Origin of the sequence: Ectothiorhodospira lacustris, assembly GCF_022227845.1 — a bacterium.
GTDB classification, from domain to species: domain Bacteria; phylum Pseudomonadota; class Gammaproteobacteria; order Ectothiorhodospirales; family Ectothiorhodospiraceae; genus Ectothiorhodospira; species Ectothiorhodospira lacustris.
Genome location: NZ_JAJNQN010000002.1, coordinates 302,096 through 316,312 on the forward strand (window position 1 = coordinate 302,096; position 14,217 = coordinate 316,312).

Genomic DNA, 14,217 nt, shown 5'->3' on the forward strand with positions numbered 1-14,217 from the left:
TTAACGTTTTTTTCCCCTGCAGACCCCCGCCCTTATTATTGTTATTTAAAAGATTTTTAAAAAATTGATAGTAAAGGCACACCGCTTCATCCACACCTCAGGCGCCATTCTGGGAAATGCGATCCGCATCCATACGAATGGTCTCGGCTTCGATCCGGACCTCCCGACCCTGGATCACGACATCGCCACCGGCGGTGATCCGAATGCCGGCCATACCATCACCGATCTGTATTCCGCCGGCCGCAGTTTTCCACAGCATTTCCCCCATCACGTGAAATCCCGCATCTCCCTGAAGAACGCGGCATCGGAGATGCCCCTGTTCCGAGACCAGTTCAAGATCGTTGGCAGAGTTGAGTGTCATGGCGCCCTCACTGCGCTGCAGAAAATCCCCCTGTCGCGCCAGCAATTGAAGGTTTTCTCCCGCCTCCAGCAACAGGTTGTCTGCCGCCTGATGACGGATCTCTCCGGATTCCGTGATCAACAAGGCGTCTCCCTGTACCTCGACCTTCTGATCACCCCCGATCTCCACCTGCTGATCGGCACCGATTTTCAGGTGCATGGCCCTGCCCGAGAGCCAGTGCATTTCTCCGTGGCGGCTTTCCAGAATCAGCCTGTGGGCATCCTGTGTGGCATCCAGGGTGAGGTGCAGATCCCCGTCCCGGGTGGCCAGCCGGAGTTGTTCGTTCCCGGTCCGGTCGTCTAGGCAGAGTTCGTTACCTGCCGGGGTACGCAACAGATTCTGCCCGGGGTTATCTGCGTTGACGGGAGAAGGCTGATCACGATTGGGCAAGGCACCAAGGATCACAGGACGGTGAGGATCACTGTTTTCAAACCCCACCAGCACTTCGGTGCCGGGGTGCAGCGGAAAATGAAACCCCCCGCCACCAGGGGCTGCATAGGGGGTCAGCAGCCGCACCGGTGCACTGGCTTCAGCCACGGCATGGGCACCACCGTCAAAGTCAAAGCGCAGCCAATAACGACCCTGGTCATCCAGCAGGGGACCCTCACCAGGATTTCCATCCACCCGTGCCGCCAGACGGCCATGGACACGATGAGGCCGATAACGGGGCCGGAAGGGCTGTTCCAGGGGCAGAAGATCCACCTTCACCCGCAGATCCGGTGTGTGTCCGCCTGTCCCCCCCATGGGCAATGCGTGGGCCTGGGTTGCGTCCAGATCCACACGGACGATCACGTAGACGCGATTGAAGTCCTGACCGGGATAACCCGCGACGGACAGCCGTTGACCGGGTTCCAGGTCGGTACAGTCCGTGAGGATGCGGACTTGAAGGCGGTCGCACTCCAGAGCCTGCAGGCGCAGCTGCGCCAACCTTTCTCCTTCGCGAAGTTGGTGAAACCCCGTTCCCCAGTGTTCTTCCTTGCCGGCACCCGGCAGATCACCATTGCTGCGGACATGGACGGGGGCCGGCGTCCCCGGTTGATCGGGATCGTGATCCCGCAGTGTGATCGATGTCGGTAACAGCCGGGTCCTGGGCATGAGCCGATGAATGGTGTGGAAACCACGGACCTCGCCCTTCAGAGGCTCGTAGCGCAGTGTTCGCATCTCGCCCTCAGCTGCCCTGCGAGAATCGTCCGAAATCACCAGGACGGCCTTCTCAGCGCCCTGTTCGAAGCGATAATGCAACCCTTCGAAAGCCATGAGGCGAGACAGGAAGGCAAGATCATCTTCGTCCACCTGGGCGATGAAGGGGCGGACGGGATACCCCTCACCGCAAACCATGCGCCAGTCCCCCGGGCGCCAGCCGTGGCCGATCAGGACGCGCTCCAGGACCTGCGGTACGGTCAGGCGAGTGAAGACCCGCTGATGGCGGGAGCGGGCCAAGGGGCCCAAGGGAGATTCCAGGTGCACCCGCTGGCAGTGGTGGCCCGCGGGTCCGCTCTCGAGGTCATCCAGCCCGGTGATGATGCCGTGGACGGACCGCGTCCTCCCGCCCGGCATGAGGGCGGCACGACATCCCAGAACGAACGCAGAAGACAAAGGCACCGTTGCAAGGCAGTCCACGGTGATCCGATAGGACCTGGACAGACCGTAGTCGCGCCAGCTGAGCGTGAGGACCTCCGGCTGCGGTTCGGGACAGGTCGGGATCTTCAGTCGGTGACGTAGAGGCATCGGGGGTTGCGGCGGCGCGGTGTTCAGCATGGGTGTCGATCTCCCCGTTCGATGCCGGAAATCGGTTGCTGCGGCAGGGGGATCAGGCGTGCTTCATGGGAACCCCGGCATTCGCCCAGTGGCGTGCTCAAACCCAGATAGAGATCACCGTTACCCAGGCCCCGTGGTTGCTCCGGTGTCATTTGCATTACCGGTTGGAACGGGGTGAACGGCCCCAGATAGGCCCGGATCTCCCGGGTAAGTCCGACACGTCCCGCGTACAGCGCGACGGCCTGGCCGGGTGTCAGGGGACCGATGAGGATGCGTAATCCCTCGGGGACTCGGACTTCTTCTCCAAGGGCCGCATCCCGGCCCAGGCAGGTACCGTCGAGGGAGCCCAGGCGGGTGGTCTCGGGTAGGGGGCGCCGACAGTAACGGAAGGTATGGAGGGTCACTTCTAGCCCCGTCATTCCCAGGTGGTCCAGCATCCGCATGATCCTGGCCTTCAGGCCCGGTGCCGTGGGCATCCCTGATGGCTTCAATGCGTCCAGATAGCGCAGCAAGGGAGGCGGCGCCTCCATGCACGTGAACAGATAGGCTCTTGGCGTCCGCCAGGTCGCCAGCAGCAGTTGATGAAAACGCCGATCGAAGAGATCCAGGAAGGCGCGTAGGGCCTCCGCATCAGGGTCCTGACGGCAGAGACCTTCCAGGTCTTCCAGCGGCAAGGGAGACAGGGGACCCCGGAGGCCCGGAAAAACGGTTTCGATCCTGTGAACTGCCCCTTCCCGTTGAGCACGGCGCACGGGGGTGGCGGGGAAGTCCAGATCGGCACTGGTGATGGCTGACGGGGGCCTTTCAGCGGACATCGTCAGGATTCGTAGCAGTTCCGGCAGCCCGAAGGCATGATATGGGTGAGTCGGCAGGCTCATTGCGGTATGGGTGGGTGATCAGGGGGTGCGGGCCAAGTGATGTCCTGGCCGCCGGGGCGAGCCTTGAGGCGCAGGCGGACCCCCTGATGAATGGGGGCCTGCATTGACAGGGCAAAGGCCAGTACCTGTCCCAGCAAAGCTGCTTCCGCCCTGCCGGCAAAGACCGCGAGATCGACGGCCAGGGTGAGCGCTTGCCCGACGTGCAATGCACCCCGGCGCCAGCGGGTGAAAGGGATCGCTTCCAGGTCCAGGATGCCTGTCGGCAGCTTCCGCCGGAGCGGGTCTCGGGTCCAGTCCAGCATGTCCAGCCACTGGCTCAGGTCTTCAGTGGACCGTAGACCGCCCTGCTGCATGGAAACCTGCCTGATCAGGGTCCAGCGCCAGTCCCCCCGAGTTGGAGGCGGATAGAGCCGACCGGGCCTGGACAAGGCGGAGATGCTCAGGCCGGTACCAGGATCACGCACGGCCTCAAGCGGAGTTCCGGCCGCGATATGGTCATGGGGATAGTGGCCGTTGTGGGCCAGCACCCGGCAGGACAGGGTTTCGTGGCGAGGGGCTTGTGCCGGGTCCAGTCCCAGCCGGATGCGGGTATGACCGGTCACGTCGGTGTGCACCAGGGGCTCATAGCCTCCCTGCTCGACTTCCGGCAGGGTTTCGGAAAACATCAGCGGATACCGCCGCCGCTGTCCGGTGACGGAGTCCATCCCCTGCACCTGTTCCACCCGGTAGATCTGCAGGGATTCCGGCCGGCGGTTGTCCACGGTCAGCGGATATTCAGCTCGCCGTGGGTCCCTTACCAGAGGCTCGGCATCCTGCTCGAAGAGGTTGACCGCTGCCACACAATGAAGGCGCAGGGCGTGACGGTAGCGTGAGGGAGAGCCGGGCAGTCTGCGTCCGAGGACAATCCCCAGACGGAACCGGCGGGTGTTGCGGGGCAGCTGCCAGCTTTGGCCAAGGTGCAGGGTGATGAAACGGAACCGGTCTTTGAAATGGAAAAAATCCTGCAGCAGATTGAATCCTGGAAAGGCCGTTTCCCGGAATTCAGGCCTTACTCCGTATTGCCAAAGGGCGTAGGAAGGGTGGATGCCGGCCTGGTCGCCGAAGGCCATTTCACGAATGCCCTGCGACGGATCTTCCAGTAGATGCACCGAGTCGGTGGCGGTCACCAGGTGATCCAGCAGGGACATGTCCGCATCGCCGTCTTCGGGCACATGCAGATCCAGCGCCGTGGGCAAGGGTTGGTCCGGATCATGGGGTTCGTGCAGCGCCAGATCCAGGATCAAGCACCCGCCCTTTATCCCCTCACGGCGATACTCGACGGCCTCCAGATGCACGGGTTGGAAGGTGACCGGCCAGAGGGTCCGGAAACGGCAGCACGTTTGCTCGGCCCCCACCGGTGGACTCTGCACCAGAGTACCGGCCGAGAGGGTGAATGCCTGTCGGCGCCGATGTTGCTGCGCCAGTTGCAGTACCGTACAGGCCGGATACGGACGCAGGGCCTCGGGTCTGAGGCGGGTGAGCAGCCCTGCGCAGACGTCCGGCTGCTCTTCATCCAGCCGCTGCCGGATGAGGGCGGCAAGAAAGGCCATACCCTGGAACAGCCGCTCCACACGGGGGTCTCTGGTCCGCGGATCATCCAGGCTGAGGGCGTGCGCCTGGTGCGGATAGGCCCTTGCAAACTCGGCCGCCGCTTCGGTCAAAAGCAGCAATTCTTCGTCGAAATGCCCCTTGAGGCCCGCACCGGGTGTGGTCAACGGGGCAAACAGGTCCTGTGAGTCTTGCATTGCGTTTCCTTGCCGCGCCGAATTCATGCCTGGACCCGGTTCCAATGGGTCCAGGCGGGCTGATGCCTGATTCAGCGATTTTCCACCCATGAGTCCTGGAACTCGATGTTGCCGTCCACGTAGGTCCAGGTAATGCGTCCATAGCGTAGGGCAACCTGCTCCAGGTGGGGGTAGCGTTCCTTATCCAGTTCCTTGACGTTGTGCATCACCGGTTTGACCGAGGTCACCTTCACATCTTCCAGGCGGTGGCGGAAGTACTCCCGCTCCGAACCGCTGTCATCGATGCGGTACCAGCTGATGACCACTTCCTTGAGGGTCTGGCCATTACTGCAGGCCTTGTAAAGATAGGGGGATACCTTGTCGAAGGTCTTGGTAAAGCGCAGGGGCTCATGCTTTCGGGTACCGGTCAGGGCGCCCGTATCCGAATCGGTGGGGATGCGGATCTCGTGATCGAGTTGCAGCACTTCCACCGTGTGGCGGCGCCCCGTGATCTGTACCGGACCTTCCACGAGGGCACCCTGGTCGTCACGCAGGCTCATATAGGCGGGAATCGGCATGTGGCACTGTCTCCTTGTCAGGGTTGTCGGCTATCCATGGCAATGTGCGTTTCAGTCCCGGGATCGGGGCATCCGGGCCAGCAGGGAGAGGCGAACGTCCACCCCCTCGATCTGGAAATGGGGCATGACCTGGAGGGTCACGGCGTAGAAGCCCGGGTTTTCCGGAATCTCCTCCACGGTCACCCGACCATCCCGCAGGGGATGGGTGGCCACCAGAGCCGGGTCCGGGTTGCGCATGCGGGTCACCAGGCCCTGCAGCCATTGGTTCAGTTCATCTTCCAGGGTCTGACGGGATTTGGCGGCACCGATGTTTTCCCGCTGCAGGATCTTCAGGTAGTGGGAGATCCGGGAAACCAGAAACACGTAGGGTAAACGGGCATTGATGCGGCAGTTGGCGGTAGCCTGCGCACCGCTGTATTCCATCGGTTTCTGCACCGAGTTGGCGGAAAAGAAGCAGGCAAAGTCCCGGTTCTTGTAATAGCTCAGGGGGATGAAACCCAGCTTCGCATATTCCAGTTCGCGGGTTTCGGAGATGAGAAATTCCGTGGGCATGCGGGTCTGCAGGCCATGCCCCAGGTCCACCTGATGCAGGGGCAGATCGCTGACCCGTCCGCCCGATTCCGGGCCCCGGATGTTCACTGCCCAACCATGCAGTCGGAAACTCTCCGCCATGTTGGCGCCAAAGGCGAACGCGGCGTTGCCCCACAGATATTTCCCGGCATCCTCACCACTGACGTCTTCCCGGTAGCACAGCCCCCGGGCGGGTCGGTCATTACCCCAGGGCGGACGCAGCAGAAAACGCGGTAAGGTCAGTCCCACGTAGCGGGCATCCTGGGTTTCCCGGAAGGCATTCCAGCGAATGAAGGCAGCCTGCTCCATGTAGTTGGAGAGATCCTGGATACGAGGCAGGTCCGATGTCTGTGTCTTGCCGAAAAAGGCCGGACCCACCGCGCCGATGAAGGGGCAGTGGCAGGCGGCGCAGACCCGGGAGATCTCCCGCAGCAGGCCGATGTCCCGGGCGGTGTTGTCGAAATGGTAATCGGCAATGATGGTGGAGACAGGCTCACCGCCGGGGGTGTCGTACTCCTGCGTATAGAGCTGACGGTAAAGACCGCTGCGGACGGTATCCGGGGCATCCTCGAAGTCTTCCAGCAGTGCCTCCTTGCTCAGGTCCATCAGCTCCACTTTCACGTTGGCCCGGCGATCACAGCGATCCAGCAGGAACTGAAGACTTCGCCAGGCCGATTCCAGGGCCTGAAATTCGGGATGATGCAGCACCTCATCCAGTTGCCGGCCGATCCGCTCATCCAGGCTGGCGATCAGGGCATCCACCAGAGTCTTATCGATGCGCTGTTCGCCCGGCTCGGAGTCTTCCAGCAATTGCAGCAAGACCCCGAGGGCGGCGGTCAAGCGGTCCCCCGGTGAGGTCTCGCTCAGGTGCAGGTCATCGCTGAAACGGTCCAGGTTGACCGCTTGCCGCAGGGGTTCCACATCCACAATGCGGCACAAACGCTGGTAGGGGCCGATCTGTTCCCGTGGGGTGAGGTGCGTCTGCTCGCCGACTTCCATGATGCTCATGGCTGATCTTCCTCTGAAGGTGCCGGATCCTGTGAGGGACCGGCCAGCGGTGTCAGGGTCTGTAGATCCCGATTCAATGCCGCCAGATCGTGACGATCGCGGATGATGCGTTCCAGTTCTCGACGGAAGGCTGCATTGTCCAGCATGCTGGACTTGAGTTCCCTGAGCAGGTTGCGCATCGCCAGGAGCCTGGCCAAAGGCTCGATGCGAGTGGCCACCGCTTCGGGTCGAAAGTCACGCATGTGCTGAAAGCACAGGGAGACGGGGATCTCACCACCTCCGGATTCCAGTTGGTTGGGGACCGTGAAACGGATCGCCGGCGCCAGGGTCTGCAATACGGCTTCCAGATTGTCACGGCTGACTTCCACCCGTGGGCGGTCCACCACCTTGCCTTGGGTCCGGCCGCGACTGAAGTCGCCGATGACCAACGCCTTGAAGGGCAGATCCACCCTTCGGGGGGAACCGTCGCCATCCACATCCAGGGTGATGTTCACCCTGGCCCTGGGGATTTCTTCCTGAAAACTGCCCGTCATGTGAGGACTCCTGTCCGGTTGATGTCCAAGGGGGGATGTGTGCAGGCAGACTCAATAGCCGGCAAAGTCATGGCCTGGACTGGAGCGACGGCGCACAGACGCCGGGCACAGGCACGGGCCAAGGTGGGGTCCAGGGCCTTGGCGGTGGCATGCAAACGCCCCAGCAGGGCCGAGGCAATCTCAGGATCCCAGTCCAGCACGTGAGTCTGATCCAGCTGCCGATGCAAGTTCACCAGCACATCGTGGGCTACATCCCTGCGTCCTTGCCGCAGGGACAGGTCCGCCTGCAGCAGCCCCAGCCGGGCACGATCACGCAGGCTCATGGCCGGGATCCGGTTCAGAGTCTCCCAGTCCATGTCCGGGGGCAGATGGGGAGGAATGCAGTCCGAGAACGACTGGCCGGTGGTGTCAGCCGCCCCTGGGGGCACCGACATGGCGGCATTAACCGATGGAGATTCCGACAACCAGCGACGGGTGGCCTCGTCCATGAAGGGGCGTCCGTCCTCAAAGCACAGAGCTTCCAATTCCGGCAGACGCTTCAGCAACAGCCGTACCGATCCCTGCAGATAGGCGCCCAGTTCCGGTCGGTCCATCCCTTCGGTGGCCCTGGCAAGCCGGTATTGCAGATCCAGGGCCAGATGAAAACCCGGCTCAAAGAAGCACTCCATGCCGCGCCGGAAGGCGGCCGCCCAGTCACCGGCATTCAGGATGCTTTCCAATCCCTCCCAGCTTTCCGATCGGGGAGCTGGAATCCGCGTCACTCCCTGCCGCGCCGGAGGCAGACCCAGGCTGCCCCATCGGGCTGCCTGCGCCAGGGCGCAAGCCTGCAGTAGCTCGCCTTCGGCCAGGAGGTGATCATGGAAACCACGAACCCCTTCCAGCCAGGTGTCCGGATTGGCCGATGGCTCGAATCCCCTGCCCCGTTCCAGCGCTTCCGGTGCCTGTGCGGCCTGATCTTCGGCGGTGGAGGGCTGACAGTGATCGATCCACCGGCGCAGTACCCTGCAGGGCGGTGCGGCTCTTGTGCCTTCCGGATCCCTTGCCATGAGTTCCTGTTCCAGCTCGCCCATGGTTGCGTGCAGAGCCTTTGCCAGAGATGGCTCAGGCAGTGTCCGTCGATCCTGCAGCAGTCGTTCCAGACGCTCGTTGTCCAGCCAGGCCAAGGCCGCCCGGCGTCGTGCCAATGAGCGCGGATGACAGTGGTCCCAGTGGTTCCGGATCATGCCGTGGTAGAGTCTCAGCCCCGCCGCCAGGCCCTCCGGGCCATGGCGGGTGACCAGTGCCAGGAGCAGATAACCGGCGATCCGCAGATCCTTGGCCTGGGTATGAAGAAAATGGTTCCCCATCTCGATCAGATGGTCAAAATCAACGCCGTGCAGCTGTTCGATTTTTTCCCGTATGGCGATGAAGCCATCGTTGAATCGGGGATCTTCGTCACAGTTCATCTCACCGGGACCGGCGATGTCCTCAAGCCGTGTTCTCAGGTGGGCAGGCAACGGGGAGGGATCCATCACGGACTCCGACGGGGAAAGGGTGAACGGCTGAGGCGAAAATCCTGAAACAGGGTTTCGTGGATGAAGTTCTGGCGCCGGTCCGCCCGCAGGTGAAAGCGCAGTTCCAGGGGGGCATCACCCTCCCCCATGAGAGGCCAGCGGACGGTGTAGAGATGGCTGTCACTGTGCTCCCTGTCCATGTGTGCCGTGTGCAGCAGCCGGAACAGGGCCCAGACGCCCTCCTCCCGGAACTCTCCCAGTGGACGGCCGCCATGGTCCACCGCCATCACCCTGGCACCTGGACTGCGGATGTCTCCCGGCCAGACGAACTGGCGCCATTCCTGGGGCTCGTTGCGATAACGGTATTGCTGACCGTTGGTTTCAAACCGCATCTCGCTCAGCCCTGGATGAGGAATGGGATAGAGGTGAAATCCCAGGCGAGGCTCATCCCGCCCATCGGCAAACAGGGCGCTGGTAAGCCGACCGGCCCGCTCCAGATCGTGGAGAAATGCGCGGGAAAACCCGGGGCCGATGCCGATCCATTGCCGTGACTGCCAGCGTCCCTGGCGCTCCGTCAGGAAAGGGTCCAGGTGCTCCTGGGTAAAACGCCACAGGCGACCCCGTTCAGGGTGGATCAGGCCCACCAGATCCACCAGGGCGGCGTCTTCCCCCTGGGGGTGAAACGGAAAACGACCTGCCAGGCGATCCTGGTATCCATCGTGGACCTGGCTCTGCCAGGTTTTTTCCAGATCCACGGCGGCCTGACGGATCACGGTGCGCCAACTTTCCTGCACAATGCTCTTCATCAACGGTGCCAGGGGCCGGCAACCGCTGTCTTTAGAGCCTGTGAGGCGAGGGATGGCCACCCAGGCCCGTTGCAGCGCCGTGCCGGATCCCTGTCCGGACAGCAGCGCGGCAGCGTGGAGCCGGGCCTGTCCGGCCGGATCGGGTGCGGCTGCCATGCCCTGGATCTCCGCCTGCAGCGCGGCCAGAAGCTCCAGGCAGGGCGACAGTGGATCCGCGCCTTCGGTGGCACTGCCGGCCCCCGGCGGCTTGAGCAGATCATGGTCGATACGCCCGGAACGGGCGACCTGATGAGCGACCTGTTCCAGGGGGACGGTTTGCCGGGCATTGGCTTCACCCGGAAATTGCTCGGCCTGCAGCCAGGCAGACAGGCGTGGCAGGATACCGTTTGTATCGGCGGCGAGGGTATGAAGGGTGTCGGCCAGCGTCTGCAGGTGGGTGTGTGGTTGCAGTTCCAGGCCCTTGAGGAAGCGTTGCCAGTGGTCTTCATGATCCTCGGTGTAGCGGCTGCGCAGGGCCTGGATGAGGGCCTCCTGCTGCTCCGCAATATGTTCATCGGGCGCATCCTCGGGGCCATGGATGACCCAGTCGCCCATCGTGGCCAGGCTTACCAGTTCGGGGATATCGGAGTGGATCAATGACCACCGCATTTCGGCGGTATGCCGAAGCGGCAGGGGGTGGCTCACCTTCAGACGCCGGGCATGCTCCCGGCCGAGCACGCGGGCAAGGTCCACGGTGCTCTGATCCGGTCCGGCCAGGGCCTGCAGACGCGCATACAGACTATCCAGGTCGCTGCCGCTCTGTAGCCGTGTCCGGGCTCGGGCCACCAGAACTTCGTCCTGGGCCTGCAGGCCCAGGCCCTGCCCGCCGCGGCCCTCCAGCCACAGGTCCGTGGGCCAGACCGGGCCGGGAACAGGGGGGTATCCCAGAGCGCGCCAGTAATCGCGCAATGGCGGGGCGGCCACCGGAGGATCCAGGTGCCGCCTGTCCGTGAGCATCAGGTAAAGGCGCAGGTGATCGTAGTGTGCCTTGCGAAGCTCAGGATCCGCCGACCGGGTCGCATCCTCCCATTGGGCCTCCAGTGACTCCAGTTGCTGCGTCAGCGTCGCCAGAACGGCGGGGATGAACCGCCGATCCATGGTGATCACCAGGGCGTTGCCGAGTAGCTCAGCCTGTTGCCGCAACCGGGGGCGTGCCGGCAGATACTGCCATTGTCCCGCCGTGTCGGCCGCCAGGAGATACTGCTGGGCGGCCTGGAGCCGCAGCAGGGCCTCTCCCACAACCTGCGTATCCGGTGCAGTGTCCTCGGCCAAGGCGCCGAGGGCCTGCAGGGCCGACTCACCCTGGGCCAGCAGTCGTGTCTGGTCCTGATGGGCGTCGCTCAGTGCCAGCCCGGCCAGCCCCAGGCTCAGCAGGGCCAGGGACGTGACCACCGCCAGCGACAGGCGTCGTGTCATGCGCCGCCGTCGGGTGGGCATCACCCGGTATCGGCAGGGCATGATCAACTCATTCCAGAGACCCTGGGCAAAGTAGGGCTCCTTGGTGGCCGAGGTCAGTCCCAGCCCCGCCAGGTGTGGAGGTTCATGACCGGAATGGTGCTTGAGCAAGACTTGCAGAAAACCGTCGAGAGCCGGTGTCAGACGAGATAACTGATAGGGAAACAGCATCACCCCGGCCCTGTCCACGGAATTGGTGCACTGCCTGAGTCGGCGCAAACGCTGGCCTTCCAGTCGCTGACGCAACGTTTCCAGACCCTCCAGACACGACGCCCGGGCGGAGCCGGTCATGCCAAGCCTGATCCCAAGGAATGGTTGCCGGTCTTCACTCGACGGTGCCCGAAAATAGTCATCGAAACCCGGCAGACGATCTGCATGATTGAGCACCAGGTGGATGGGGCAACTCAGCCCCAGGGTCTGATGCAGGTTGTCCAGATAACGGCGCAACTGGTGGGACCATGGTGTCAGCGTGTCCTTGTCATGCTCCTGCAGTGTGCGGACATCCAGAACCACCACGATCCCGTTGAGCCCAGCCCGGGGGCGATGTCTGCCCAGCCATTGCGGCAGGGCGCTCCACGACTGCGGCCGTTCAGGATGGAGGCAGGTGTCCACGTCCAGTTCCAGAATGACACCCTGATCAGTCAGCCAGAGCCGACAGCAGTCGTCATCCTCTTCCGGCCCCAGTGGTTCCAGGTGCAGCGCGCTGCGCCGGATCAGGCTGGACTTGCCGGCGCCGGTGGCGCCGAGTACCAGGAACCAGGGCTGTGTCTCCAGTGACCTTCGTCCCTTGCCCCCCTGTGCCGTCGGATGCCGGCGCAGTTTCTCGGCCAGGTTGTCCAGTGCAGCCGTGATCCCGGCGCCCTGTGCCGTCGGCGACCGACTCATCGGTGCGCCTCCCCTGCCGTCGGCGGGGCAGCATCCAGTTGTTGAATTGTCTGCTGCAGCAGCTCCGTCCGACCCTGGAACATCTGGTGGGTCTTTATCCCCTGTAAGAGGGCCATGGTCGTGATCAGGGCGAGCGTCAGCAGGGTGATGTGCATCCAGTTGAGACGCCCCGCCCCGGTCTTTTCGTGAGTCATGTCCACGGCGGTCGCGGAAACAGCCAGGGCGGATTCCTCAGGACCTTGCAACGACTCGATCTGGTTGCTCAGTTCTGCCTGCAGGGCGTGCAGGGCCGTGTCACCGCGAAGGCGGTAGATCCCCTGGAAACCCATCTGCAGACAGGCAAGATACAGCTCCAGCAGATGCTGATGGGCCTGCGGATGCCGCCTGAACGCCTCCATCCGGGTGAAAAATCGTTCTCCACCCAGATGATCACCAAAGTCGGCCACCTGCAGGGTGTCATGCAGCCAGGCCTCCCGGCCGGGCCAGGTGGAGCACAGGACCCGTTCGTCCACCAGGGCCGCGAGGGCGTGCAGGACGGCCTCCCGCTCCGGTTCCGGCAGACCAAGGTCGGCAATGGATTGCGCCACCTCGCGGAAGGTGGATCGCACCTGCCTGCCGTGATCATGGGGCATCTCCCGGGCCTGATCCGGGTCCAGCAAGGGGGGCAGCAAGGCCAGCAGGGGCTCGCTGCAGCGCAGGCAGGGATTGCTTATCATGGGCCGGTTTCCAGGCATGACAGGTTTAAACGCAGGTCACGCAGGAGCGGCGGTAGATAAATGCTCAGCGTGCCGCTGCGGACCACCTGTTCCCACGCCTCGCCCCGGGGTTCCAGACGGAAGCATTCCTCTCCATCCGCCAATATCAGTGTCCTGGGAGGACGTGATTCATGACGCAGGGGGACGCCCGGCAAGGCTGCCTGGAGGCGCAGATCCAGCTGTTCCCGGGCCGCCACCTTGACCTGACGGGTGAAATCTTCAATCCAGGTCACCGACGGCTGTTCATGGCTTGCCAGCAAATACAGGGCATGACCCGGTGCCAGTGCTTCCGCCAGGTTTTCCACCTCCAGCCGGGTGTCGGAGTGCCGGATGAGCACGGGTGATGGTCGGGCATCGGGCATGAGGCATTGCAACTGCAGGTCCAGCCACCCCTCCAGATCCTTGAAACCCGGACCCGGGTCCGCCGCCTCGAAGGGTGGGATCAGCCACCCTTCGGCGGGTTCCGCCGTAAAAGCCTGCAGTTCGGCGACCCCCTGGACCAGGCTCAGATGCAGACGCTCCGGTGCCAGACCGGGCAAGGTTGAGAGGTGGGCGAGCCGAGCATGAAGCCGAAAGAGAATGCCCAGTTGATGGCGACGGAAGAGGACGGCCGGGCTGGTATCCGGCCGTCCGCGGAGATGAGTGGTCAGTCCATGAATAGCCGTCTGCAGACGATCAAGGATGCGCTCCTGCAGGCGGCGCAGGGAGGCGGAGGCCTGTGCCTGGAGCAGTGGCGGGATGAAGTCTTCGTCGGTTTCATAGCGGCCGTCGCAGCGGGGAAGCAGACGAATCAGCGGCAACAGGGTTTCATCGTCGTTTTCAGTCCGACCGGCCACCAGGGAGAGATTCCAGTGCCCCAGGGCCAGTTCGCGCACACGCTGCGGGTCGTATTCATCCGCCACGGTTTCATAGCTCACCTGCCAGGCATCCCATAGCCCTTCAGCGTCCCCGTAGCCACTGATGCCGGCGGCGCGCCGGTTGATGGGCAGGCTCAGGGAGATCAGCAATGGATCGCCGTCAGGTTCCGGCAGTCGGCAGGTGAGCGGACCTTCCCGGTCTTCACGAAAACTGACGCAGCGTCCATCAGGCATCACGGCATCGATGGCAATGACCCGGCACCGCCGCTGATCCAGTGCCTCGTGATCCAGGCTCAGGTGGCGGATTCCCCACCCCAGGGGGACGTGCCAGTGAAAGCGGCGGATCAGCATCGACTCGTGATACCGGTCCCACTGCTGCAGATGCTGCTGGCTGAGCAGCAGTCCCTCGCTCCAGATGGGTTTTCGTATGCCTGTCATG

The 14,217-nt window shown here is 63.3% G+C and carries 10 protein-coding genes; all 10 read right to left on the minus strand.

What is annotated here, in order from left to right; genetic code table 11:
- Positions 1 to 97: 97 nt before the first annotated feature.
- On the minus strand, positions 98 to 2,158 hold the full coding sequence (locus LQ956_RS03125) for a type VI secretion system Vgr family protein (protein WP_238629373.1): 2,061 nt from the start codon (positions 2,156 to 2,158) through the stop codon (positions 98 to 100).
- The gene (locus tag LQ956_RS03130) at positions 2,152 to 2,973 is read right to left on the minus strand and encodes a type VI secretion system baseplate subunit TssG (protein ID WP_238629374.1); all 822 of its coding nucleotides are present in this window, start codon (positions 2,971 to 2,973) and stop codon (positions 2,152 to 2,154) included. Before LQ956_RS03130 ends, LQ956_RS03125 begins: the two co-directional genes overlap by 7 nt.
- A 59-nt stretch (positions 2,974 to 3,032) precedes the next feature.
- Positions 3,033 to 4,820, minus strand: a complete 1,788-nt coding sequence (gene tssF / locus LQ956_RS03135) for a type VI secretion system baseplate subunit TssF (RefSeq protein WP_238629375.1) — start codon at positions 4,818 to 4,820, stop codon at positions 3,033 to 3,035.
- Between the two features lie 71 nt (positions 4,821 to 4,891).
- A complete protein-coding gene (locus tag LQ956_RS03140; RefSeq protein WP_238620644.1) occupies positions 4,892 to 5,377 on the minus strand; it encodes an Hcp family type VI secretion system effector in 486 nt (161 codons plus the stop codon).
- A 51-nt stretch (positions 5,378 to 5,428) separates the two neighbouring features.
- Entirely contained in the window at positions 5,429 to 6,955 is a 1,527-nt protein-coding gene (gene tssC, locus LQ956_RS03145; protein ID WP_238629376.1) for a type VI secretion system contractile sheath large subunit, read from the minus strand.
- Positions 6,952 to 7,488 carry a type VI secretion system contractile sheath small subunit gene (gene tssB / locus LQ956_RS03150; RefSeq protein ID WP_238629377.1) on the minus strand — a complete coding sequence of 179 codons (537 nt, stop codon included), beginning with the start codon at positions 7,486 to 7,488 and terminating at the stop codon, positions 6,952 to 6,954. Before tssB ends, tssC begins: the two co-directional genes overlap by 4 nt.
- A complete protein-coding gene (locus tag LQ956_RS03155; protein ID WP_238620647.1) occupies positions 7,485 to 8,999 on the minus strand; it encodes a TssA family type VI secretion system protein in 1,515 nt (504 codons plus the stop codon). The genes tssB and LQ956_RS03155 overlap by 4 nt, the downstream gene beginning before the upstream one ends.
- Positions 8,999 to 12,166, minus strand: coding sequence for a type VI secretion protein IcmF/TssM N-terminal domain-containing protein (locus LQ956_RS03160; RefSeq protein ID WP_238629378.1), 3,168 nt, complete (start codon positions 12,164 to 12,166; stop codon positions 8,999 to 9,001). Before LQ956_RS03160 ends, LQ956_RS03155 begins: the two co-directional genes overlap by 1 nt.
- Positions 12,163 to 12,882 (minus strand): type IVB secretion system protein IcmH/DotU, encoded by a 720-nt coding sequence (icmH, locus tag LQ956_RS03165; protein ID WP_238629379.1) that lies wholly within the window; start codon positions 12,880 to 12,882, stop codon positions 12,163 to 12,165. The genes LQ956_RS03160 and icmH overlap by 4 nt, the downstream gene beginning before the upstream one ends.
- A complete protein-coding gene (tssK, locus tag LQ956_RS03170) occupies positions 12,879 to 14,216 on the minus strand; it encodes a type VI secretion system baseplate subunit TssK (protein WP_238620650.1) in 1,338 nt (445 codons plus the stop codon). Before tssK ends, icmH begins: the two co-directional genes overlap by 4 nt.
- Position 14,217 lies beyond the last annotated feature (1 nt).

Excerpts from the sequence above, each read along its gene's own strand:
- tssC (WP_238629376.1), bottom strand. The coding sequence starts at position 6,955 with ATGAGCATCATGGAAGTCGGCGAGCAGACGCACCTCACCCCACGGGAA.
- LQ956_RS03125 (WP_238629373.1), bottom strand. The coding sequence starts at position 2,158 with ATGCTGAACACCGCGCCGCCGCAACCCCCGATGCCTCTACGTCACCGA.
- icmH (WP_238629379.1), bottom strand. The coding sequence starts at position 12,882 with ATGATAAGCAATCCCTGCCTGCGCTGCAGCGAGCCCCTGCTGGCCTTG.
- LQ956_RS03160 (WP_238629378.1), bottom strand. The coding sequence starts at position 12,166 with ATGAGTCGGTCGCCGACGGCACAGGGCGCCGGGATCACGGCTGCACTG.
- LQ956_RS03140 (WP_238620644.1), bottom strand. The coding sequence starts at position 5,377 with ATGCCGATTCCCGCCTATATGAGCCTGCGTGACGACCAGGGTGCCCTC.
- tssB (WP_238629377.1), bottom strand. The coding sequence starts at position 7,488 with ATGACGGGCAGTTTTCAGGAAGAAATCCCCAGGGCCAGGGTGAACATC.
- tssK (WP_238620650.1), bottom strand. The coding sequence starts at position 14,216 with ATGACAGGCATACGAAAACCCATCTGGAGCGAGGGACTGCTGCTCAGC.
- LQ956_RS03130 (WP_238629374.1), bottom strand. The coding sequence starts at position 2,973 with ATGTCCGCTGAAAGGCCCCCGTCAGCCATCACCAGTGCCGATCTGGAC.
- tssF (WP_238629375.1), bottom strand. The coding sequence starts at position 4,820 with ATGCAAGACTCACAGGACCTGTTTGCCCCGTTGACCACACCCGGTGCG.
- LQ956_RS03155 (WP_238620647.1), bottom strand. The coding sequence starts at position 8,999 with ATGGATCCCTCCCCGTTGCCTGCCCACCTGAGAACACGGCTTGAGGAC.